Source organism: Aureimonas ureilytica DSM 18598 = NBRC 106430 (genome assembly GCF_000382705.1).
Classification (GTDB): Bacteria; Pseudomonadota; Alphaproteobacteria; order Rhizobiales; family Rhizobiaceae; genus Aureimonas; species Aureimonas ureilytica.
The window spans coordinates 45,834-67,304 of the sequence record NZ_ARQE01000009.1 but is presented as its reverse complement, the minus strand read 5'-3'; the positions used below and the strand labels follow the sequence as shown (position 1 = coordinate 67,304).

At 66.7% G+C, this 21,471-nt stretch carries 19 protein-coding genes; 6 read left to right on the top strand and 13 right to left on the bottom strand.

Annotation, left to right across the window (positions count from 1 at the left end):
- Positions 1-107 precede the first annotated feature (107 nt).
- Entirely contained in the window at positions 108-764 is a 657-nt protein-coding gene (locus tag B146_RS0117770; RefSeq protein ID WP_019997823.1) for a TetR family transcriptional regulator C-terminal domain-containing protein, read from the top strand.
- 33 nt (positions 765-797) lie between these two features.
- Here the strand turns inward: B146_RS0117770 and B146_RS27930 are convergent, their stop codons facing one another.
- Positions 798-3,173: a putative bifunctional diguanylate cyclase/phosphodiesterase gene (locus B146_RS27930; RefSeq protein ID WP_155897577.1), complete on the bottom strand. Its 2,376-nt coding sequence runs from the start codon at positions 3,171-3,173 to the stop codon at positions 798-800.
- A 548-nt stretch (positions 3,174-3,721) separates the two neighbouring features.
- Between B146_RS27930 and mprF the strand changes: the two genes are divergently transcribed.
- Positions 3,722-6,298, top strand: coding sequence for a bifunctional lysylphosphatidylglycerol flippase/synthetase MprF (gene mprF, locus B146_RS0117760; protein ID WP_019997821.1), 2,577 nt, complete (start codon positions 3,722-3,724; stop codon positions 6,296-6,298).
- Positions 6,295-7,716, top strand: coding sequence for a virulence factor family protein (locus B146_RS26555; RefSeq protein ID WP_019997820.1), 1,422 nt, complete (start codon positions 6,295-6,297; stop codon positions 7,714-7,716). Before mprF ends, B146_RS26555 begins: the two co-directional genes overlap by 4 nt.
- 49 nt (positions 7,717-7,765) lie before the next feature.
- Here B146_RS26555 and B146_RS0117750 read toward each other — a convergent pair whose 3' ends face one another.
- The 8 genes from B146_RS0117750 to B146_RS0117715 all read right to left on the bottom strand — a co-directional run bounded on the left by B146_RS0117750 (position 7,766) and on the right by B146_RS0117715 (position 14,345).
- Positions 7,766-8,140 carry a DUF423 domain-containing protein gene (locus B146_RS0117750; RefSeq protein ID WP_019997819.1) on the bottom strand — a complete coding sequence of 125 codons (375 nt, stop codon included), beginning with the start codon at positions 8,138-8,140 and terminating at the stop codon, positions 7,766-7,768.
- A 103-nt stretch (positions 8,141-8,243) separates the two neighbouring features.
- On the bottom strand, positions 8,244-8,636 hold the full coding sequence (mnhG, locus tag B146_RS0117745) for a monovalent cation/H(+) antiporter subunit G (protein WP_019997818.1): 393 nt from the start codon (positions 8,634-8,636) through the stop codon (positions 8,244-8,246).
- Positions 8,633-9,001, bottom strand: a complete 369-nt coding sequence (locus B146_RS26550) for a cation:proton antiporter (protein ID WP_019997817.1) — start codon at positions 8,999-9,001, stop codon at positions 8,633-8,635. The genes mnhG and B146_RS26550 overlap by 4 nt, the downstream gene beginning before the upstream one ends.
- A complete protein-coding gene (locus B146_RS0117735; RefSeq protein ID WP_019997816.1) occupies positions 8,998-9,474 on the bottom strand; it encodes a Na+/H+ antiporter subunit E in 477 nt (158 codons plus the stop codon). The genes B146_RS26550 and B146_RS0117735 overlap by 4 nt, the downstream gene beginning before the upstream one ends.
- On the bottom strand, positions 9,471-11,126 hold the full coding sequence (locus B146_RS0117730) for a proton-conducting transporter transmembrane domain-containing protein (RefSeq protein ID WP_051091595.1): 1,656 nt from the start codon (positions 11,124-11,126) through the stop codon (positions 9,471-9,473). Before B146_RS0117730 ends, B146_RS0117735 begins: the two co-directional genes overlap by 4 nt.
- 42 nt (positions 11,127-11,168) lie before the next feature.
- Positions 11,169-11,546, bottom strand: coding sequence for a Na+/H+ antiporter subunit C (locus tag B146_RS0117725; protein WP_019997814.1), 378 nt, complete (start codon positions 11,544-11,546; stop codon positions 11,169-11,171).
- A gap of 10 nt (positions 11,547-11,556) precedes the next feature.
- A complete protein-coding gene (locus B146_RS0117720) occupies positions 11,557-11,976 on the bottom strand; it encodes a Na(+)/H(+) antiporter subunit B (protein ID WP_019997813.1) in 420 nt (139 codons plus the stop codon).
- On the bottom strand, positions 11,973-14,345 hold the full coding sequence (locus B146_RS0117715; RefSeq protein ID WP_019997812.1) for a putative monovalent cation/H+ antiporter subunit A: 2,373 nt from the start codon (positions 14,343-14,345) through the stop codon (positions 11,973-11,975). Before B146_RS0117715 ends, B146_RS0117720 begins: the two co-directional genes overlap by 4 nt.
- 200 nt (positions 14,346-14,545) lie before the next feature.
- Here B146_RS0117715 and msrB point away from each other — a divergent pair, with 200 nt between their 5' ends.
- Together msrB and B146_RS0117705 are read left to right on the top strand one after the other, a co-directional pair.
- On the top strand, positions 14,546-14,959 hold the full coding sequence (gene msrB, locus B146_RS0117710; protein ID WP_026358705.1) for a peptide-methionine (R)-S-oxide reductase MsrB: 414 nt from the start codon (positions 14,546-14,548) through the stop codon (positions 14,957-14,959).
- Positions 14,960-15,051: 92 nt separating this feature from the next.
- A complete protein-coding gene (locus B146_RS0117705) occupies positions 15,052-17,157 on the top strand; it encodes a S9 family peptidase (RefSeq protein ID WP_019997810.1) in 2,106 nt (701 codons plus the stop codon).
- A gap of 33 nt (positions 17,158-17,190) precedes the next feature.
- Here the strand turns inward: B146_RS0117705 and B146_RS0117700 are convergent, their stop codons facing one another.
- The 4 genes from B146_RS0117700 to B146_RS0117685 form a co-directional block, all read right to left on the bottom strand.
- Positions 17,191-18,117: a cytochrome c gene (locus B146_RS0117700; RefSeq protein ID WP_019997809.1), complete on the bottom strand. Its 927-nt coding sequence runs from the start codon at positions 18,115-18,117 to the stop codon at positions 17,191-17,193.
- A 12-nt stretch (positions 18,118-18,129) separates the two neighbouring features.
- Positions 18,130-18,573 carry a c-type cytochrome gene (locus B146_RS0117695; protein WP_040408747.1) on the bottom strand — a complete coding sequence of 148 codons (444 nt, stop codon included), beginning with the start codon at positions 18,571-18,573 and terminating at the stop codon, positions 18,130-18,132.
- A 188-nt stretch (positions 18,574-18,761) separates the two neighbouring features.
- Positions 18,762-19,364 (bottom strand): superoxide dismutase, encoded by a 603-nt coding sequence (locus tag B146_RS0117690; protein ID WP_019997807.1) that lies wholly within the window; start codon positions 19,362-19,364, stop codon positions 18,762-18,764.
- A gap of 128 nt (positions 19,365-19,492) precedes the next feature.
- Entirely contained in the window at positions 19,493-20,365 is an 873-nt protein-coding gene (locus B146_RS0117685) for a branched-chain amino acid aminotransferase (RefSeq protein WP_019997806.1), read from the bottom strand.
- A gap of 266 nt (positions 20,366-20,631) precedes the next feature.
- On the opposite strand from B146_RS0117685, the gene B146_RS0117680 reads away from it, so the two are divergent.
- Entirely contained in the window at positions 20,632-21,351 is a 720-nt protein-coding gene (locus B146_RS0117680) for a L,D-transpeptidase (protein ID WP_040408746.1), read from the top strand.
- Positions 21,352-21,471 lie beyond the last annotated feature (120 nt).

Sequence of the window (21,471 nt, the reverse complement as noted above, 5' to 3'; positions counted from 1 at the left end):
CGACCGCCCGCATCGCGCGTTGACCTCACGGCGAAACAACGCTGAAACGGGCGAGGCTAACAGGAGAGGCGATTCGGCCGGCCGGCATGGGGGAGGAAACGGGGCGGATGGATCAGGAGGTTCGCAAGACGCGCAGCGGGAAGCCGAAGACCCGCATCCAGGCCGCCAACCGCGAAACCATTCTCGCCGCCGCCCTGCCGATCTTCGCCGCTTACGGTTATCGCGGCTCGACGATCGACCAGATCGCTAAGAGCGCCGGCATGTCGAAGCCCAATCTCCTCTATTATTTCGGGCGCAAGGAAGAGATCTACGCGGCGCTTCTCGAGCGCACGCTGACGGAATGGCTGGCGCCCCTGCGCGTTCTGGAACGGGACGGAGACCCGGAAACGGAGCTGCGCTTCTATATCGCCGCCAAGCTTCGCATGACCTTCGAGCAGCCCGAGGCCTCGCGCCTTTTCGCCAATGAAATCCTGAGCGGCGCGCCGGTGATCCGCCCGTATCTGGAGACCGAGCTGCGGGCGCTGGTCGAGGCCAAGGCGAGCGTGATCGCGCAATGGATCGCCGATGGACGGATCGCGCCGGTCGATCCGGTGCATCTGATCTTCACGATCTGGGCGACCACGCAGCATTATGCCGACTTCGCCGTGCAGATCGAGGCGGTGCTGGGCGATCGCGCCCGAGCCCCGGGGTTCCTCGAGGAGACCACCGAGGCGATCCTCGCGATCATTCTCGGCGGCGCGCGCCCTGCCCCTTCGCCGCGATAGAAGCCGCGAGACGGGCGCGAACGCGCCGCGCGGTCAGGCGCGCAGGGCGACGGGCGCGGGGGCCGGCTCGAAACGCCCGTTCTGGAAGCCTTCGCGCACTTCCACCAGCACCTTGGCGAGCTCGCCCGCCGCGCGCGGCGGCGAGAAGAGATAGCCCTGCATTTCAAGACAGCCCTCGCCCTCGAGCGCCACCATCTGATCCACCGTCTCCACGCCCTCGGCGATGACCGCGAGCTTCATCGAAGCGCCAAGGCCGAGAACGGCGCGCACAATCGCCATGTTCTCGCGGCGCGAGAGATCGCGCACGAAGGACTGGTCGATCTTGATCTTGTCGAACGGGAAGCGGCTGAGATAGCCGAGCGAGGAATAGCCCGTGCCGAAATCGTCCATCGAGATCGTGACGCCGAGCTTGCGCAGCGCCGTCAGGATGTCGAGCACCTTGTCGCCGTCGGACAGGAACAGCGACTCGGTCACTTCGAGCTGCAGGCGCTTGGGATCGAGCTTCGTTTCGGAAAGGGTCTGCCGGACGTCGGCGACGATGTCTCCGACGTCGAACTGACGCGGCGAGAGGTTGATCGATAGGGTCAGGCCACCGGGCCAGCGAGCGGCCTGCCGGCACGCGTCGCGCAGGACGAAGAGCCCGAGCGGCACGATCAGTCCGGTTTCTTCCATGATCGGAATGAAGACGCCCGGCGAGACGTGCCCGCGCGTCGGGGAGTTCCAGCGCACCAGCGCCTCGAAGCCGGACACGCATTTGCGCTTCACGTCGATGAAGGGCTGGAAGTGCAGCTCGAACTCGCCGCGCACCAGACCCTCGCGCAGGTCGCGCTCCATGTCCTGACGCCGCTGGTGCTCGATACGGATTTCCGGCGCATAGACGCAGAACGGGTCCGAGGTGCTCTTCTTGGCGGTTTCGAGCGCGATCTCGCAATCGCGCATCACGATGCGCGCATCGAGGCTGCCATCGGGCTGCAGATCGGGTACGACGCCCACCGCGAGGCGCACGGTCAGCGGCCGACCGGCGACGGTGATCGGACGGCGGGCGAAATCGTGGACGATGTTGCGGCCGAACCGCTCCGGCCCGCCTCGCTGCTCGATGCTCGGCGCGACGAGGCCGAACTCGTCGCCGGCCACACGCGCGACGTGGCAATCCGGACCGGCCAGCTGCGTCAGGCGCTCGCCGACCTGCCGCAGGAGTTCGTCGCCCGCGCCGAGGCCCAGGGTCGTGTTGACATTCTTGAAGGCTACGACGTCGATCACGAAGACCGAAACCGGCTCCGTCCCGCTCTTCAGCGCGTGGTCGAGGAAGCTGTAGAAATTGTCGCGATTGGGAAGGCCCGTCAGCGAATCCTGCATCGAGAGACGCTCGAGTTCGCGCTGCGTGGTCTCGCCCGGCGTCAGGTCGTCGAACACCGCGATCATGCCGTTGTCGATGGGATTGGTGTGGCAACGGACGCGGAAGAGCGAACCGTCTCCCGGCTCCAGAACCTCGTCCTCCCCGCCCTTGAGAAGCGCGTTGGCCAGAAGCTCGTGGCCGGTCCAGGTGCTGACGAGCGTGCCGACACGAAGATCCGGGAAGAGCTTCTCGAATTCCCGGTTCGCGTCCGTCAGGCGCCCGGCTTCGTCCACGAGGCAGAGCGGCTTGCGCAGGGCATCGAGCGCCACGCGCAGTCGCTTCTGCTGCCGCTCCACCGTCGCCAGGAGATGAGCGGCGGAACTGCTCCTCTGAAGACGGGAGCTGCGTTCCTTGTTCTCGATCACGGTTTCCACGAAGCGGATCGCCGATTCGAGATCGAGCATCATGTCGGCTGCGGGCGGCTCGCGCCCTGCGGTCGATGCGCCGCCCACCTGGCGAAGCGCGGACGCCGCGCTGCGGATCGGCCGCGAGATGCTGCGCGAGAGATAGAAGATGAGGAACAGGCCGATCACGATCCCCGTCACGCCGCCGGACAGAACCGCCTGATCGATGGCGCGCCGCTCCTGCAACGAGGCGTCGCGCATCCGCACGAGATCCTGTCGAATCAGGGCGATGGAGGTTTCCACGTCATTGACGATGCCGGAAAGCTCGCGCCTGACCAGCCGATGCGTGACGTCGCCTTCCGCGCTGCGCAGGCGGTTGATGGAATACAGGAGTTCGTCGAGCTTGCGCGACAATTGCGGATCGGGCACGGCGACCATCGCACCCCGCACGCTGGCGACGATATCGGACAGGCTCATGAGCAGCGCATCCCCTTCGAGGGGCGCGAGCGGCAGAGCGCGGGTTTCGGGCCCCGGCTGCTCGGCGAAACGCTTCTCCAGGTCCGAAAGCGAGCGCGAGGCGGCTTCCAGCTGATCGAGCGGATCGACGCCATGCTCGATCATGGCGATCGCCATCTGCGCGGCATCCCGGTTGCTGCGAAGCACGAACATGCCCACGAAACCCGACAGCAGCGCTATGAGCAACCCACTGATCAAAAGCTTGGCGTTTATTGACTTCACAACACCAACTCATGCTCCTGTGGATGACCGATCATCGATCATCCTGCATCGTTCATTCCGACTTCGAGCGAAACCGTCGCATGGCCATGTTTAGTGTTCCGTTACGGAGCCGACCTTTCCGCGACCATCCCCAACAGAGCGTTGCGACGAGCGAGACATTTCTCGCCAATCGGGCGGGGTCCATCGTGCCGGAGATACGATCGCTGAAAGGCTCCCATGCGGATTTTCGGCAAATCCCCCGCAGCGGAGCACCCGCTCGGGAACGCTCGCCAAGCTCCGCCGAAGAAACTCCCGTTGGGTCATGGACAAGAAAAGGTCCCCTTCCCTAACGTGCTCCATCCAAACTTCATGCTCCGGTCGTAAGCGTTCACCCTGAAATTCACGCAAATCGGTGGCATGGGCTTGCTCGGAACGTCAGGCGGGGTAAATGCCGCTCGCTGCGGCCCAACCTGCAGCGCGGGACCATCGGGAATCGACGCATGACCATCGAGGCCAAAGCCGACCGCTCCTCCGCCCGCGCCTGGCGAAAATACGTTCCGGCCCTGCTTGGTCTGGCGATCACGATCGCGGCCTTCGCCGCGCTCGGCAGCATGGTCCACACGCTGACGCTGGCCGAGGTCCGGGCCGCCGTGGACGCCGTGTCGGGTCTCGACCTGCTGCTCGCTCTCCTGTTCACGATCATCTCCTTTGCCGCCGTCTCGCTCTACGACGTGGTGGCGGTGGAGACGATCGCGCCCGGCCGCGTCTCGAAGCCCGTGGCCGCGACGGTCGGCGCGGCGGGCTATGCCATCTCCAACGCGCTCGGGTTTCCACTGCTCACCGGCGGCGCGCTGCGCTACCACGTCTACAAGGCGGGCGGCATCGAGCTCGCCGATATCGGGCGCATCGTCGGCACATCCTGGTTCGCGCTCTGGTTCGCGCTCGCCATCATGCTGGGCGTCGCGCTGATCGTCGATCCGAGCGGCGTGCCCGTGTTCCGCGATGCCGGACCGGTGGTGGACGCGGCGATCGGCGTCATCCTCGTCGCCCTCGTCGCCGGCTTCGTGTTCTGGCTCTCGGGCGGGGAACGCACGGCGCGCTTCGGCAAGTTCTCGCTGCCGCTGCCCTCGCACAAGGGCGCCATCGTCCAGCTCGTCGCCGGCATCGTCGATGTCGGCGCCGCGGCAGCCGTTCTCTACATCCTGATGCCCGCCGGCACGGTCGACAGTTTCATTCTCTTCGCGCTCGTCTTCTCGGTCGCGGTCGTGGTCGGCGTCGCCTCCAGCGCGCCCGGCGGCCTTGGCGCCTTCGAAGCGACGATCATCGTCAGCCTCGGCCTGTCGCAACGCGCCGATGTCGTGGCCGCCCTTCTCGTCTACCGCCTGATCTACACGCTCCTGCCGCTGCTCGTGACCGTGGTCGGCCTTCTCGTGGTGGAGGCCTTCCGCCGGCGCGGCGCGATGAAGGGGCCGATGAAGGAACTCGCCCGGGCGCTGGAGCCCATGGTGCCGCCCGCCACCGCCGTGCTGGCCTTCGGCGGCGGGCTGGTACTTCTGGCGTCGGGCGCGACGCCCAGCAAGGAATACCGGCTCGACGTCCTGGCCGATTTCGTGCCCCTGCCCTTCATCGAGATGTCGCATCTCGCCGCGAGCTTCGTCGGCGTCACGCTGCTGATCGTCTCGCGCGGCCTCGCCAAGCGGCTCTGGCGCGCCTGGGTCGTGGCGCTCGGTCTCCTCGTCGCCGGGGCGGTCTTCTCGATTTCCAAGGGGCTAGACTGGGAAGAAGCCTTCGTGCTCGTTCTCGTCGCAGGGCTCCTCCTCGGCTTCCGTCACGCCTTCTATCGCCGGTCGATGCGCGGCCTCTTCGCCATCAACTGGAGCTGGCTCGCCGCCGTTTCGGCCACCGTGATCGCAACGGTCTGGCTCGGCTTCTTCGCCTATCGCCATGTCGAATACGCCAACAACATGTGGTGGGACTTCGCGCTTCTGGCCGATGCACCGCGCTTCCTGCGCGCCAGCGTCCTCGCCTTCGCGGTGATCGCCTTTGTCGGGCTCGACGTCGCGATCCACCGCCGCAACGACCAATTGCAGCGTCGCATCCGCATTCCGGACGAGGTCGCGCAGATCGTCGCCGCCTCGCCCAGCACCAACGCGGCGCTGGCGCTGCTCGGCGACAAGCGCTTCCTGTTCTCGCCCGACAAACGCGGCTTCGTGATGTATGCCCGCTCGGGCGGCAGTCTCATCGCGCTCGGCGAGCCGATCGGCCCGCCCGATGTCGTCCACGACCTCGCCTGGGCGTTTCGCGATCTGGCCGATTCGCAGGCCGAGCGCACGGTCTTCTACGAAGTTTCGCCCGAAAGCCTGCCGATGTTCCTCGACATGGGGCTCGTCGCGCTGAAGCTCGGCGAAGTCGCGCGCGTCGATCTCACCACCTTCACGCTGGAAGGCGCCAAGAAGCAGGACCTGCGCACCGCGATTCGCCGCGCCGAGCGCGAGAGCCTCGTCTTCTCGGTTCTGACGCGCGAGGAGGTCGCGGCCAGCATGGACGAGCTGCGCGCCGTATCCGACGCCTGGCTCGAAATGAAGGCCGGCTCCGAGAAGGGCTTCTCGCTCGGCTATTTCGACCGGGCCTATCTCTCGCATTTCGACATGGCGGTTCTGAAGAAGGACGGCGCCATCGTCGCCTTCGCCAATATCTGGCGCGGCGCGAACAAGCAGGAGATCTCCATCGATCTGATGCGTTTCCTGCCCAACGTGTCGAAGGTCATCATGGACGCGCTCTTCGCCAATCTGATGCTCCACGCCAAGGACGAAGGCTATAGGTGGTTCAACCTCGGAGCCGCCCCGCTCTCGGGTCTCGTGGACCGGCGCGGCGCCTCGCGCTGGAACCGCTTCGGCTCCTTCCTGTATCGACGCGGCGGCTCGTTCTACCGCTTCGACGGGCTGAAATCCTTCAAGCAGAAATTCGCCCCCGTCTGGACTCCGCATTATCTCGTCTGCCCCGGCGGCTTCGACACCGCCAAGGTGCTGGTGGACGTGACGACCCTTATCTCCGGCCGACCCAAGCAGGATTCATGAAGCGAACCCCTCTCTTCCTGGCGGCTCTTCTCACGCCCGTTCTTCTCGGCGGCGTGGCGGCGGGCGTTCTCCTTTCCCGCGTCAAGACCGACGCCGCAGCCGTCGTGCCGGCCGCCGTCGTGTCCTACGAGAACATGGAAGCGGTTCCCGTGCTGCAACCGCAGGACGATCCGGTCGGCCTGACCGTCCTCCTCTCGGACGAGGGCGGCCTGACGCGTGACGATCGCGACCTCGCGGCGCGGCTCGTGGCGGGCGGGCAGATCGTCCTGCCGATCGACCTCGCCCGTTGGCGCGCGGAGCTCGAGGACCAGATCCAGGACGGCGACGACTGCATCTATCTCGGCTCCGACATCGAGGGCATCGCGAAGGAAGCCCTGCGCGCGCTCGATCTGCAGACCTATTTCCACCCGGTCGTGGTCGGGCGCGGCGCCGGCGGCACCTTCGCCTATGCCGCCGTGGCCGACACGCCGGCCGCCACCATGGCGGGTGGCGTGGCGCTGAACGCCGCCCCGTCGGCGCGCTCCAGGCTGCCGGTCTGCAAGGGCGCCGAGCCGACCGCGAGCGGGCGCGGCAGCTATTCCTACGCCCGGGACGCGGACCTCATCCAACCCTTCGTCTTCGTGGATGCGGACGGCCACTCCACCGACCTCGCGAACCCGCCGGCGAACAAGGCGAGCATCATCGTCGCCAAGGACCCCGATCTGGCGGCGGACGACGTGGTGAGCGCGGCCAACAACATCTCGCAGGCCGACAATTCGGCGCTGCCGATCATCGTCTCGAAGCCCAAGGGCGAGCCGATCGCGGTCGCCCTCTTCTTCTCGGGCGACGGCGGCTGGCGCGATCTCGACAAGACGATCGGCGACTGGCTGACCGAGCACGGCGTCGAGGTCATCGGCGTCGACGCGCTGCGCTATTTCTGGTCGGAAAAGACGCCCGAGCAGATGGCGATCGACATGGAAACCATGCTCGGCAAGGCCAACCCCAAGAAGGGCGTTCCGGTCGCGCTCCTCGGCTATTCCTTCGGCGCGGACACGCTGCCCTTCGCCTATCCCAAGCTCCCGCAGATCTGGACCGACCGCATCGGCCTCGTCGGACTTCTCGCCCCCTCGCAGAAGACCGGATTCGAGATCTCCGTCGGCGGCTGGCTCGGCATGGCGACGGGCGAGAGCGATGTCGTGAACGCGCTGAAGGCCGTTCCGACCTCCAAGATCCTCTGCGTCTACGGAACCGAGGACGAGAAGGACACGGCGTGTCTGGCGTCGCAGCTCGCCGACGCCGCCACGGTTTCGATCGAGGGCGGGCACCATTTCGACGGCAATTACGAGGCTCTGGCGGAGCGCATCCTCAACGCCATCCTGAAAGGCCCGAAGGCCGCGCTCGCGGCACCGGCGGAGCCCGCCGCGACGCCGGCCCAGTAAAGGCCATCGGCTCGCTGCGTGCGCGCGGCGAGCCCTGCTCCTGGTCGTTTCAGCTCGTTCGAGCGCGCTTCGGCAGCAAGGCTAGAACGGCGACGGCGAGCCAGGAGAGAATCAGCACCGACCCGCCGGTCGGCGCGGCCATGGCGAAAAGCCGGCCGCCCGTCGCGAGCCGCATCGCGAGATCGCCCGAGAACAAGACGACGCCGACGATCATCCCGAGCACCGGGACGAACGATCCGCGCAGCCGCTCGCCGGCAAGGCCGAGCGCGAGGAGCGCCGGGGCATGGACGAAGGCGATCGCGGCGGCGATGGCCGCAAGGCTCGCATCCCCTCCCCCATGCGCGGCATAGGCCGCGCCGCCGGTTCCCGCCGCGCCGAACAGACCGGAACAGACGAGGGCGAGACGATCGTGGGGACGCAGCATGTCGGACTTTCCGGTGCGCAGGCTCGGAGGCGAGCGCCCTCTTCTCGGCGCGGACGCCGCCGAGCGCAAGGGCGACGTTCGGCGGCTTGCGAGTGGCGGGCGCTCAGGCGCGGTCCGGGTTCGGAGGCGTGTCGCTGTCGGCGAGCGCGGTCGGAACCGTTTCGGGGTCGTCCTCCATCTCGTCCATCACCGAGCCGGACCACATGCGGTAGCCCGCGGAATAGGCGGCCTTGCCGAGAAGATGCGCCGAGATCGGTGCGGTGAGGAAGAAGAACACGATGGCCGCGATGGCCCGCAGGACTTCCGCCGTTTGAACCGAAACGATGGCAAGCGCGATCAGCGCCAGAACCGAGCCGACCGTGCCGGCCTTCGAGGCAGCGTGAATGCGCGTGTAGAAATCGGGCAGTCGCAGAATGCCGATCGAGGCGACGAGGGCGAAGAGCGCCCCCATCACCACGAAGACGCCCGCCAGGATGTTGCCGACCGCCTCCATCATGCGCTCCGATCCTGTTCCCCGAGGATTTTCAGGTCCGCCTCCGGCTCCGTCGCGGAAGCAACGGGCGAGCGCTCGGTGTCGCCGCGCGCCAGAATGAAGCGGGCGAAGGAGACGGTGGCGAGAAAGCCGACGAGGCCGAGCGCGATGGCGATATCGACATAGAGCGTGAAGCCCGTGTCGATGCCGATCACCGCGATGAAGCCGATCGAGGACGAGGTGAGGACATCGAGCCCGAGCACCCGGTCCGGCAGGGTCGGTCCCTTCCAGATGCGGATCACCGTGCAGAGGAAGGAGATGCAGAGGAGAACGAGCGCGACCGTCAGGGCGATGTCGAGAAAGCGCTCCGAGAACTGGGCGAAGCTCATCGGAACGCCTCCAGAATCCGGCGCTCGAAGCCCTCCGCGATCTCGCGGCGGCGGGCCTCCGGGTCGGAGCAGTCGAGCGCATGGACGAAGAGGGTCGAGTTGTCCTCGGAAATATCGAAGATCAGCGTGCCCGGCGTCAGCCCGACGAGATTGGACAGAAGCGCGATCTCGAAATCCGTCTTCACGCGGTGGCGATACAGGAACACGCCGGGGCGCACGTCCAGCTTGGGAGCGAGGACGACATTGGCGACGCGCCAGGCCGACACGGCCAGATCGTAGATCAGAAAGAGAATGAGGCCGAGAACCTTGCGGCCGCGCTGGAAATAGCCCTGCGCGCCGATCTGCTCGCGGATCAGGAACAGCGAGCCCGCGCCGAGGACGAAACCGAACAGGAGATTGCCGAGGCTGAAGCCGCCGGTGATCACCAGCCAGATCAGAGCGAGAAGAAGGTTCGCGACGAAGGGATTCATCATGGCGTGCCTCCGAGGACGACGGCGAGATAGGCGCTCGGCTTCAGGACCTGATGGGCGGCTTCAAAGGTCAGTTGGGCGAGCGGCTCCGGCCAGACGCCGACCACGATCACGAAGAGGCAGAGCGCGACGAGCGGAATGAGCGCCAGCGGGCGGCCCGGCTGCGGGGCGCGGAACACCTCTTCGGGGGGATGCCCCTCGCCGGCTTCCGCGAGCACCGGCAACGGCCGCCAGAAGGCCAGCGAGAAGACGCGGATGCAGGCGATGGTGAGGAGGAAGCCCGAGACCAGCACCGCCGCCGCCAGCCAGGGCAGCTCCGCCGCGATCGCGGCGCGCACCAAGAGCATTTTCGGCCAGAAGCCCGAGAAGGGCGGCAGGCCGGACACGGCGAGAAGCAGAACGAGGAACAGGGCCGAAAAGAGCGGGTGGCGCTTCCACAGCCCGCCCATCTCATGCAGCGAGGAGGAGCCGTTCCGGAAGGCCGCGACGCCGGCGGCAAGATAAAGCGCGGTCATGACCACGACCGAGTGGAGCGCGTAGAACACCGCGCCCGACAGGCCGGTCGCCAGCGGCCCGTCGAGCGAGACGCCGTTGTTGAACGCCGCGCCCTCCGCCGCCTGCCGGAGAACGCCGGCGGCGCCCGTGGTGATGGCACTGGTGCGCGACTCCAGGATGGGCGGGATCGCAAGGCCGGCAAGGATCGTGCCGATGCCGGCGATCACGACATAGTTCAGCATCCGGCGAAGGTCGGTCTGCGACAGGGCGCCGAGCGCGCCGACCAGCATGGTCAGCGCCGCCATCCAGGCGATCACGAAGCCGAGCCCGCCGCGCTCGGGCGGAAACAGCATGAGCACGACGCGGATCAGCGCGTAGATGCCGACCTTGGTGAGAAGCCCGGCAAAGAGCGCCGACACGACGAAACGCGGCGTGTGATAGGAGGCCGGCAGCCAGAAGTTCAGCGGGAAGGCCGCCGCCTTCATCGAGAAGGCGACGAGGAAGAGCGAGGCAATAGTGAGGAGAACGCCGTTGCCCTCGAGCGCGGCCGACTTCACCGCGATGTCGGCCATGTTGAGCGTGCCGAACACGCCGTAGAGATAGCCGATCGTGAGCAGGAAGAGCGTCGCACCGATCAGGTTGAGGAAGCAATATTTGGTCGCGCCGTCGAGCTGCTCGCGCTCCGATCCGAGGATCAGGAGCCCGAAGGAGCCGATCAGCATGACCTCGAACCAGACATAGAGATTGAAGATATCGCCGGTCAGGAACGCGCCGGAGACGCCCGCCATGACCATGAACAAGAACGGGTAGAAGCCGTAGCGCCGCCCTTCTGCGTCGATCGAGGCCCCCGCATAGATGCCGCAGGCCAGGCCCGCGAAGCCCGCGACCGACAGGAACAGGGCGCTGAGGAGATCGGCGGTGAAGGAAATGCCGAAGGGCGGTTTCCAGCCGCCCATCGCCATCGAGATCGGCCCACCTTCCGCGATGCGCGCCAGAAGCGCCAGATCGCAGACGAGAAGCAGCACGAGCCCGGTGATGGCGACGATCGGATGGCGGTCCATGCGCCGGCGCATCATCAGAAGGCCTGCCCCGAAAACGAAGCAGATGAGGACGGGCAGAATGAGGAGATACTGATCGGGCCGGAAGGCGCCGACCACCATGGCCTCGGCAATGTAGTCGTTCGCGTTGTTCACCGGCGCCTCCTAGTAGCCGAGGGGCGGGAGCCCCTCGTTCTCGGGTTCGGCGACGCGCATGTCGTTGGTGTCGTCGGTTTCGAGGTCCTGATAGGCGCGATAGGTGAGCACGAGCAAAAAGACGAAAAACGAGAAGGAAATGACGATCGCCGTCAGGATCAAGGCCTGCGGCAGCGGATTGGCGATCGCCTGCGGCGGCACTTCGAGATGGTTGGGAATGAGCGGCGGCGCGATCGGCCCGATCCGCCCGGCGACGAAGACCGAGAGATTGACCGAGGTTCCGAGCAGGACCACGCCGAGCAGCATGCGGATGATGTAGGTCGAGATCAGGAGGTAGATCGAGATCGAGAAGAGAATGCCGACGAGCGCGGCGAGGACGACTTCCATGCGGCGCTCCTCAGTCCGAATAGCGTTCTTCGAGCGACAGCGCGATCGAGCTGATCGCGCCCACGATCACCAGAAACACGCCGACGTCGAAGAGAAGTGTGGTGGACAGGGCGACTTCGCCGCCCGCGATATCGATGAAGGCCCAGAGCCCGGTCATGAATTGCGCCCGCCCGAACAAAGGCAGGAAGCCGGCCAGGGTGGCGATGATGAGCCCCAGCCCTGCATAGGCGATCGGGTGATAATGCAGCGCGCGGCGCACCGCCTCCACGCCGCAGGCCATGCCGTAGACCGCGATGGCGGAGGAAGCGATGAGCCCGCCGATGAAGCCGCCGCCCGGCTCGTTGTGCCCGCGCAGGAGAACGAAGAGCGAGAAGAGCAGCATCAGCGCCGTCAGATAAGGCGCGGTGACGCGGAAGATCAGCGTTCTCATGGCTGCAGCTCCCCTGCCCGGCGGCGGCGCTTGCGCGAATAATGCGGATCGGGCTTCACCGCGCGGATGCGCACCAGCGCCAGAATGGCGGCGCCGGTCGTCAGCACGACCGCGATCTCACCGAACGTATCGACGCCCCGGAAATCGACGAGGATGACGTTCACGATGTTGCGGCCATGGGCGATGACGTAGCTGTAGCGCGTGAAGAAGTCGCCAATCGTCGTGTCGAAGGGGCGCTGCGTGATGTGGAGGAGGAAGAGCGCGAAGCCGACGCCTCCCGCGATCGCCAGCGCCGCCTCGGGAATGATGTTGCGCCAGGGGCGTCGGTCGGCCGGCATAAGGCGCAGCCGCGTCATCACCAGCGCGAGGATCGCGACCGAGAGGATCTCCACCATGAATTGCGTGAAGGACAGATCCGGCGCGCCGAGGAGCATGAAGAGAAGCGCGACGGCCAAGCCCTGGATGCCGAGCGACACGATGGCGGTCAGGCGGTTGTTGGCGAGAACGACGACGACGGCGCCGAGCACGATCAAGCCGATGACGCCCCATTCGTAGAAGTAGAGGTCCGGCATGGAGGGGCGCGTCGGCAGCGAGCCGGCCCAGATCATCGTGATCCAGAGCGTCGCCACGATCACCGCGATCGTCACCTTCATGTAGACGTCGAGCCGGCCGGGCTGAAGCTTCACGGTGAGATGGAAGGCCATGACCACCAGACCGCGCATGAGCTGGTCGAAGCCCTTGTCCGGCCCCCACCCGACCCGCCGCAGGAGATCGGCGACGAGCGCGCGCATCTGGGTGGCGCGCAGGAAGAGGCCGATGCCGAGCGCGACGGTGACGATCGACAGGATCAGCGCCGGCCCCCAATGGAAGCCGAGCGCGATGTCGACGGCGACCGCGCCGTCGAGGGCCGGGGGCGACATCGGGTTGGAGATGAACTGGTGCGTGGTCTGCGAGAAGATCGCGGCCAGGAGCCCGACCACGCCGAGCACGATCGGCCCGAACCAGATGAGCGGCGTCGATTCATGCGCCTTGCGAATGCCGCTCGGCATGGTTCCGGCGAAGGGCTTGATGGCGACGACGAGCGCGACGGCGAACATCAGCGCATTGCCGACCACGGCGGCCATGGTGGTCAGGATGCCGGTCAGGTCGGCGGTCGCGGTGGCGGCATAGACCTCCTCCTTGGCGAGGAAGCCGAAGAGCGGCGGCAGGCCACCCATCGCCGCCGCGCCGAGGATCGCCGCCGCGAAGGTCATCGGCATCTTGCGGGCGAGACCGCCGAGCGCGCGGATGTCGCGCGTGCCGGCGCTGTGGTCGATCGAGCCCGCGACCATGAAGAGGCAGGCCTTTGCGAGCGAATGGGCGAAGAGATACAGCACCGCCGCTTCGATCGCGAGTTCCGAACCGATGCCGAGCAGCATGACGAGCAGGCCGAGCGAGGCGACGGTCGTGTAGGCGAGCATCAGCTTGATGTCGCTCTGGCGCATGGCAAGGAACGCGGCGATCACCAGCGTCACGCCGCCGAAGAGCGGCAGGATGGTTTCCCAGGCGGGCGTGCCGCCGAGCACCGGAAACAGGCGCATCAGGAGATAGATGCCGGCCTTCACCATGGTCGCCGAATGCAGATAGGACGAGACCGGCGTCGGCGCTTCCATGGCGTTGGGCAGCCAGACGTGGAACGGCATCTGCGCGGATTTGGTGAAGGCGCCGATCAGCACCAGCACGAGCGCCGGCCCGTAGATCGACAGGGCGCGAACGGCGTCCGGCTGCTCCAGCAGCGCGGTGAGGCTGGTGAGGCCCGTCGCCTCGCGGATCAGGAGCAGGCCGGCGAGAAGCGCAAGGCCACCCCCGCCCGTGATCACCAGCGCCTGCATGGCGCCGCGCCGGGCCGTTTCCTTCTCGAAATTGAAGCCGATGAGAAGGAAGGAGGTGATCGAGGTCAGCTCCCAGAAGACGAACAGCGTGATCAGGTCGTCCGACAGGACGAGCCCGAGCATCGCGCCCATGAACAGGAGGATATAGGCGAAGAACCGGCCGCGCTTGGAGCCCTTGGGCATGTAGCCGCCCGAATACAGGACGACGAGCGCGCCGATGGCGAGAATCAGGAAGGCGAAGCCGAAGGACAGGCCGTCGAGCCGGAAGGACAGGCGGACGCCGAAGCTCGGAATCCAGTCGAAGCCGAAGAGGATCGGCACCCGCTCCTGCACCTGGGCGCTCTGCTGAAACAGGATCGCCAGCGCGCCGATCGGAAAGCAGGCGAGAAGCAGAGAGCCGAACCGGCCGAGCGCGATGAGGGATAGGGGGGCGATCAAGGCGCCGATGAACGGCAGGGCGAGGACGAGATAAAGGAGACCACTCGACAGGCTGTTCATACCGGCTCAGCGTTTCCCCGATTCCCTCGACCCCTCGGCCGCTTCCAACGACCGTATTAATAGGCCCCGAGCCCGTATCTTCAACCCGCATGAGGCCTGCGAATTGCTTCGAAGGCCCGGTCCGGGAGCCATCTGACCCGCTTGTGATCGCGCTTGCGCGGCCCTACCTCCCCTTGGAAAGCGAAACGGAGACGAGACCGATGGCCAGCGAGAGCGAACGCCCCCTGAAGGTTCGCAAGTCGGACGCCGAATGGCAGGACATCCTGACCCCGGAGCAGTACAAGGTCGCGCGGGGCCATGGCACGGAGCGCCCCTTCACCGGGCCGAACTGGGACCAGAAGGCGACCGGCCTCTACCGCTGCGTCTGCTGCGAGAAGCCCCTCTTCCGCTCCGAGACCAAGTTCGAATCGGGAACCGGCTGGCCGAGCTTCTACGAGCCGGTGGAGCGGGACGCCGTCAGCGAGCACGTCGATCGCTCCTTCATGATGACGCGCACCGAGGTTCGCTGCGCCGATTGCGACGCCCATCTCGGCCATGTGTTCGAGGATGGCCCGCGCCCGACGGGCCTGCGCTACTGCATGAACGGCTACGCGCTGCAGTTCGACGAGGACTGACCGCCTCCCGACCCGGCCTTTCAGGCTTGCCTTTGCCCGCCGCCGGACGAAAGCTCCGGCGGCTTGATTCTGTCCGTTGCGAACGGTGTTTGATGTCTTCTGTGTTTCGTGCCGACCTTCCCGCGCCGCCGCGCGCGCCCCAGCGCCCGGTGGAACTCACCGCGCATGGCCGCACGCGGTCCGACGAATATGCCTGGATGCGCGTCGACAACTGGCAGGAGATGTTCAAGGACACCTCGCTGCTCGACCCGATGATCCGCGCCCATCTCGAAGCCGAGAACCGCTATGCCGACGCCGCGCTCGCCGATGTCGAGCCGCTGAAGGCCAAGCTCATCGCCGAGATGCGCGGGCGCATCAAGGAGGACGACAGCTCCGTCCCCTCCCCCGACGGCCCGTTCAGCTATGGCGTCGCCTATGAGGCGGGCGCCGAATATCCGCGCTTCTTCCGGGTGTCGCGCGACGGGGGCGCCGAACAGGTCTATCTCGACGCCAACAAGGAAGCGGACGGCATCGACTATTTCTCGATCGGCGGCGTCGAGCATTCGCCCGATCACGCAAAGCTCGCCTGGAGCTTCGACGACAAGGGCTCCGAATTCTACGACATCGCCCTGCGCGATCTCGAGACCGGCGCGGACCTGCCCGACCGCATCACGGACACGAGCGGCGACGCGACCTGGGACGCGCGCTCGCACGGCTTCTTCTACACGCGCCTCGACGCCAACCACCGGCCGAGCCGCGTCTTCTACCATGCGCTCGGCACCGACCCGGCGTCCGATCCGCTCGTCTACGAGGAAACCGACACGGGCTTCTTCATGGGCGTCGGCAAGACGCAGTCCGGCGACTTCGTGGTGATCGACATCCACGACCACGAGACCTCGGAAGCCTGGCTGATCCCGGCGGCGAACCCGGCCGCCGAGCCGCGCCTCGTCGCGCGCCGCGAGAAGGGCCTCGAATACGATGTGGACGAGGGCGACGGCACGCTCTTCATTCTCACCAATGCCGACGGCGCGCGCGACTTCAAGATCGTCACCGCCCCCGCCAACGAGCCGGGTCGCGAGACCTGGACCGATCTCGTGCCGCACGAGGACGGACGCCTGATCCTGTCGCATCTCGTCCTGAAGCGGCATCTCGTCTGGCTGGAGCGGCGGGACGGCCTGCCGCGCATCGTGGTGCGGCGTCTTGCCGACGGCGCGGAGCATTCCGTCGCCTTCGAGGAGGAGGCCTATTCGCTCGGCCTCGGCGGCACCTACGAATACGACACGACGACGATCCGCTTCTCCTATTCCTCGCCGACGACGCCGAACCAGACCTTCGACTACGACGTCGAAACGCGGGACCGCACGCTCCTGAAGACGCAGGAAGTGCCCTCGGGCCACGATCCCTTGCTCTATGTCGCGCGCCGTATCTTCGCCCCCGCGCCGGACGGCGAGACGGTTCCCATTTCGCTCGTCTATCGCCGCGAGACGCCGCTCGACGGGTCCGCGCCGCTGATGCTCTACGGCTATGGCTCCTACGGGCACTCGATCCCGGCCTCGTTCAGCACCAATGTGCTCAGCCTCGTCGATCGCGGCTTCGTCTATGCCATCGCCCATATTCGCGGCGGCAAGGACAAGGGCTTCCGCTGGTACGAGGCGGGCCGGCGCGAGCACAAGCGCAACACGTTCACCGACTTCATCGCGGCCGCCGATCACCTCGTCGCGGAAGGCTTCACGGGCTATGAGCGCATCGTCGCGCAGGGCGGCTCGGCGGGCGGAATGCTGATGGGCGCGGTCGCCAACATGGCGCCCGAGAAGTTCGGCGGCATCATTGCGGTCGTGCCCTTCGTGGACGTTCTCAACACGATCCTCGACGACACGCTGCCCCTCACCCCGCCCGAATGGCCCGAATGGGGCAATCCGATCCTGTCGGAGGCCGACTACGAGACGATCTCGAGCTACAGCCCCTACGACAATGTCGAGGCCAGGAGCTATCCGCCGATCCTGGCGCTCGCCGGCCTCACCGATCCGCGCGTGACCTATTGGGAACCGGCCAAATGGGTGGCGCGCCTGCGCGCGAGGAAGATCGACTCGAACCCCGTGATCCTGCGCACCAATATGGGCGCCGGTCATGGCGGCGCGTCGGGGCGCTTCGCCAAGCTGGAAGAGATCGCGATGATCTACAGCTTCGCCCTCAAGCTCATGGGCAAGGCCGAGCTCTGAGAACGGATGGGGCGGCCTCGGCCGCCCCTTTTCCTACCTTGCGTCGGCCGCGTCCGGGATGGGCGGCACGACCTTTAGATAGGCCGCGATGGCGGCGAGGTCGTCTTTGGGCAGGCGCGCCAGATTGTGCTGCACCTCCACCATCGAGCTGCCGACACTGTCGAATTCGGGCGTGAAGCCGGTCTCGAAATAGGTGACGAGATCGTCCTCGCTCCAATCGGCCGTCGGGCCGCCCGGCGTGATGTTGGGAATGCGCCCGTCGCCCTCAGGCGCAGGACCGCCGGCGAGCCAACGCGACAGGTCGAGCCCACCCGCCCCGCCGAGCGTTCGCGGCGTGTGGCATTCGCCGCAATGTCCCGGACCCTCCACCAGATATCGCCCGCGCCGAACCGGCTCGGGCACGTCCGCCGCCAGCGTGACGACCGGCTCGGGATGGAGAAACATCGCCTTCCACAGACCGAGCGCGATGCGCTGGTTGAAGGGGAACGGCAGATCGTTCGGCGGCGCATCCGCCGTCGAGGGCGGCAGCGTCATGAGGAAGGCGTGGAGATCGGCGACGTCGCCGGGCGTCATGCGCGCATAGGACGTGTAGGGGAAGGCCGGATAGAGATTGCGCCCTTCCGGATCGACGCCGCGCTGCAGGGCATTGGCGAAATCGGCCAGCGTCCAGCGCCCGATGCCATGCTCGGGATCGGGCGAGATGTTGGGGCCGTGGAACGTGCCGAAGGGCGTGACGAGCGGAGCGCCGCCGGACAGGACCGGACGGTCCGCCGCCTCGCTCGCGTGGCAGGACACGCAACCGCCCGCCCAGAACAGGCGCTCGCCGCGCGCGGCATCGCCGCTTCCTTCGGGCGCGATGGCCGTGGCGTCGAGCCGCACCGGCCGCAGGAGGCTATAGCCTCCCGCCGCGAGCACGGCGACGACGCCCGCCAGAACCAGAACGAGGCCCCGCCGACGCAAGCGTGACGCCGATCAGCGCTGCCGGAACTGCTGGTGGCAGCCCTGGCAATTGGCGGCGACCTTGGTGAAGGCGGCCTTGAAGCTGTCGAGATCGGCGGGCTTGGCGTCGATCGCGGCCTGCGTGTCGGCGATGAACTTGTCGTTCGCCGCCTTGAACTCGGCCGGCTTCTCCCAGATCGCGGGCGAGGCCTCGGTCTTGGCCCCGGTCTTGGAATCCTCGGGGAAGAGCGTCGCGAACTTCTTGGCGTCGTCGTTCAGCGTCTGGAAGACGCCCGCCGCCACCGCCGCGTCGAAGGGCTGGCTGCCCTTGATGATCTCCGAGGCCGTGCGCGCGGCCTTGGCGTTGTTCTTCATCAGCTGCTGGCGTTCTTTGATGACGCTTTCGTTCTGGGCAAGGGCCGGCAGCGCCGCGGAAGCGGCAACGCAGAGTCCCACGATGAGGGCGGACAGGCGCATCAGAATCACTCCCGGCTCTTGGCGGAATGGAATTGTTCCAAACGGGATGAAAACCCGTTTTAACCGGGACGTCCATTCCCAACCCGCGAGCATAGGAGAAATATCGTCGCAGCCGGCCCCGCATGAAAACGCCCCGCCCTCTCATCGAGGACGGGGCGCGAAACCTTGCGCGAACGAGCGGGCCCGGATCAGGCGCCGGCGGCCTCGTAGCGCTCCAGGACGTAGTCCCAGTTCACGAGGCTGTCGACGAAGGCTTCGAGATATTTCGGCCGGGCGTTGCGGTAGTCGATGTAGTAGGAATGCTCCCACACATCGACGCCGAGGATCGGCTCGGCGCCGTGAACCAGCGGGTTCTCGCCGTTCGGCGTCTTCATGATCTGAAGCTTGCCGTCCTTCAGCGCGACCCAGGCCCAGCCCGAGCCGAACTGGCCCTTGCCGGCTTCCACGAAGTCGGTGCGGAACTTGTCGTAGCCGCCGAGATCGGAATCGAAGGCCGTCTGCAGCTTGCCCGGCAGCGACTTGCCGCCGCCGTTCGGCTTCATCCACTTCCAGAAATGGATGTGGTTGTAGTGCTGGCCGGCATTGTTGAAGAGCGGCTGGTTCTTGCCGAAGGACTGCTTGACGATCTCTTCCAGCGAGGCGTCGGCGAGGCCGGCATCGGCGGCGAGCTTGTTGCCCATGTCGACATAAGCCTGGTGGTGCTTGTCGTGATGGTACTCCAGCGTCTCCTTCGACATGAAGGGCTGCAGCGCGTCATAGGCGTAAGGCAGTTCGGGAAGCGTGAAGGCCATGTCCGTCTCCTTCGGGTTGGGCCCGCCCCGGCGCAAACGAATCGCCGGCCGGCGGGCTTTCGAGCCGGGTCCTTAGCTAGGGTGTCTTGAAGCCGATGTCAGCCGCCCGGTGCGGCAAAACGCACCCGTCAGGCCGTCTTTTCGCTCGTCTTGGCGAAGCGCCAGTAGAGCTCGCGCGCCCGCGCCGCCACGCGGCTCGTCTCGAAGGCGCGATCCTCCAGCCGCGTCACCGGCACGACCTTGGAATGGTTGCCGGTGGAGAAGACCTCGTCGGCCGACAGGAAGTCCTCCACCGTCAGGCTCGCCTCCACGACCTCCATCCCGTCCTCGCGCAGGAGCCGGATGACGCGCTGGCGCGTGATGCCATTGAGGAAGGAGCCGTTGGGAACGGGCGTGAACACCGCGCCGTCGCGCACCATGAAGAGATTGGACGTGCCGGTTTCGGCGACATTGCCGATCGTGTCGCGCACCAGCGCATTGTCGAAGCCGCGCCGCTTGGCTTCCAGGATCGCCCGCGCGTTGTTGGGGTAGAGGCAGCCGGCTTTGGCGAGCGTCGGCATGGTCTCGGGCGTCGGCCGGCGGAAGGGCGAAACGCCCAGCGAGAAGCCCGCCGGCGGGATCATCGGCGATTCGTACAGGCAGAGGCAGAAGCGCGTCGTCGCCGGGTCGGCGGGCACGCCCATATAGCCGCCATCCTCGGCCCAATACATCGGCCGGATATAGACGGCGGTTTCTCCGTCGAAATTCGCCAGCCCTTCGCGCGTCAGCCGGACGATCTCGGCCGGCTCGACGGTCGGCTCCAGTCCCAGCGCCTCCGCCGAGCGGTTGACGCGCGCCGCGTGAAGGTCGAGGTCGGGCGCCAGCCCTTCGAACCAGCGCGCGCCGTCGAAGACCGACGAGCCGAGCCAGATCACGTGAGAGCGCGGGCCGACGAGGCCCGGATTGCCCTCCAGCCATTCGCCTTCGAAGAACGAGAAGGTGCGCGAGAAACCGTTTGCCATGGGGTCCTACCGTCCGTTTCCGATCCCCCGCGTCTTACAGCGTGACCATTCGCCTGTCACATCGAAGACCCACTTCACCCTCCGTTAAGGCTGACGCGGCTTTCCGGTCCCCGCTTTGCCGCATTGCCGCCGTCAAGCTGCCCTTTGCCGCTGGCGAGACGGAACGAACCGAGCGGTTCGACGTTTTCGCCACGACCGCAACAACCAGGGTCGATCTCGAAGGCTTCGTGAGAAAGCCCGTGTCGCTCCCCTTTCCCGGCTGGATCATGACCAAAGATTTGCTTTCCCGCCCGCTGCCGCGCCGCGCCGTTCTGTCCGGCCTCGGCCTCGGGGCGCTGGCGACGCTGACGGGCTGCGTGAGTTCGCCGAGCTCGCAGAATGCCGACCTTTCGGCCTTCGGCGGCCGTCCCGGCAATATCCCGCCCGAATACGCGACCGCCTACGGCCCGATTTCCGATGGCGGCTTCACCATTCCCGCGATCGACATGCGCCGGATGAACCCGCAGTTCCTGCGTCGGCAGGTGGCCTATAACGGTCCGGAAACGCCGGGCACGATCATCATCGACACGCCGACGCGCTACGCCTATCTCGTCCAGCCGGGCGGCACGGCCATGCGCTATGGCGTCGGCATCGGCCGCGACGGCTTTGCCTGGGAAGGCCGCGCCAAGGTGCAGTACAAGCGCGAATGGCCGCGCTGGACGCCCCCGAACGAGATGATCGACCGCCAGCCGGAACTCGAAGTCTATCGCGGCGTCGGCATGGACCCGGGCCTCACCAACCCGCTCGGCGCCCGCGCGCTCTATCTCTTCAAGGACGGCAAAGACACGCTCTACCGCCTGCATGGAACGCCCGAATGGTGGACGATCGGCAAGGCCGTCTCGTCGGGCTGCGTGCGCTTCATGAATCACGACATCATCGATCTCTACAACCGCGCCGAACCGGGCGCGACGGTGATCGTGAACCAGCCGGGCGGCCTCGCGGTCTGAGGCCTGCGGGAACTGGCCGCCTCGTTCGGGCGGCCTTTCTCCGTCGCATTCGTCACCCATACGCCTTGCCCCCCCAACTCGTTGCGGCCGCCGATTGCGCCCGCCCGGGTCCGCTGACAA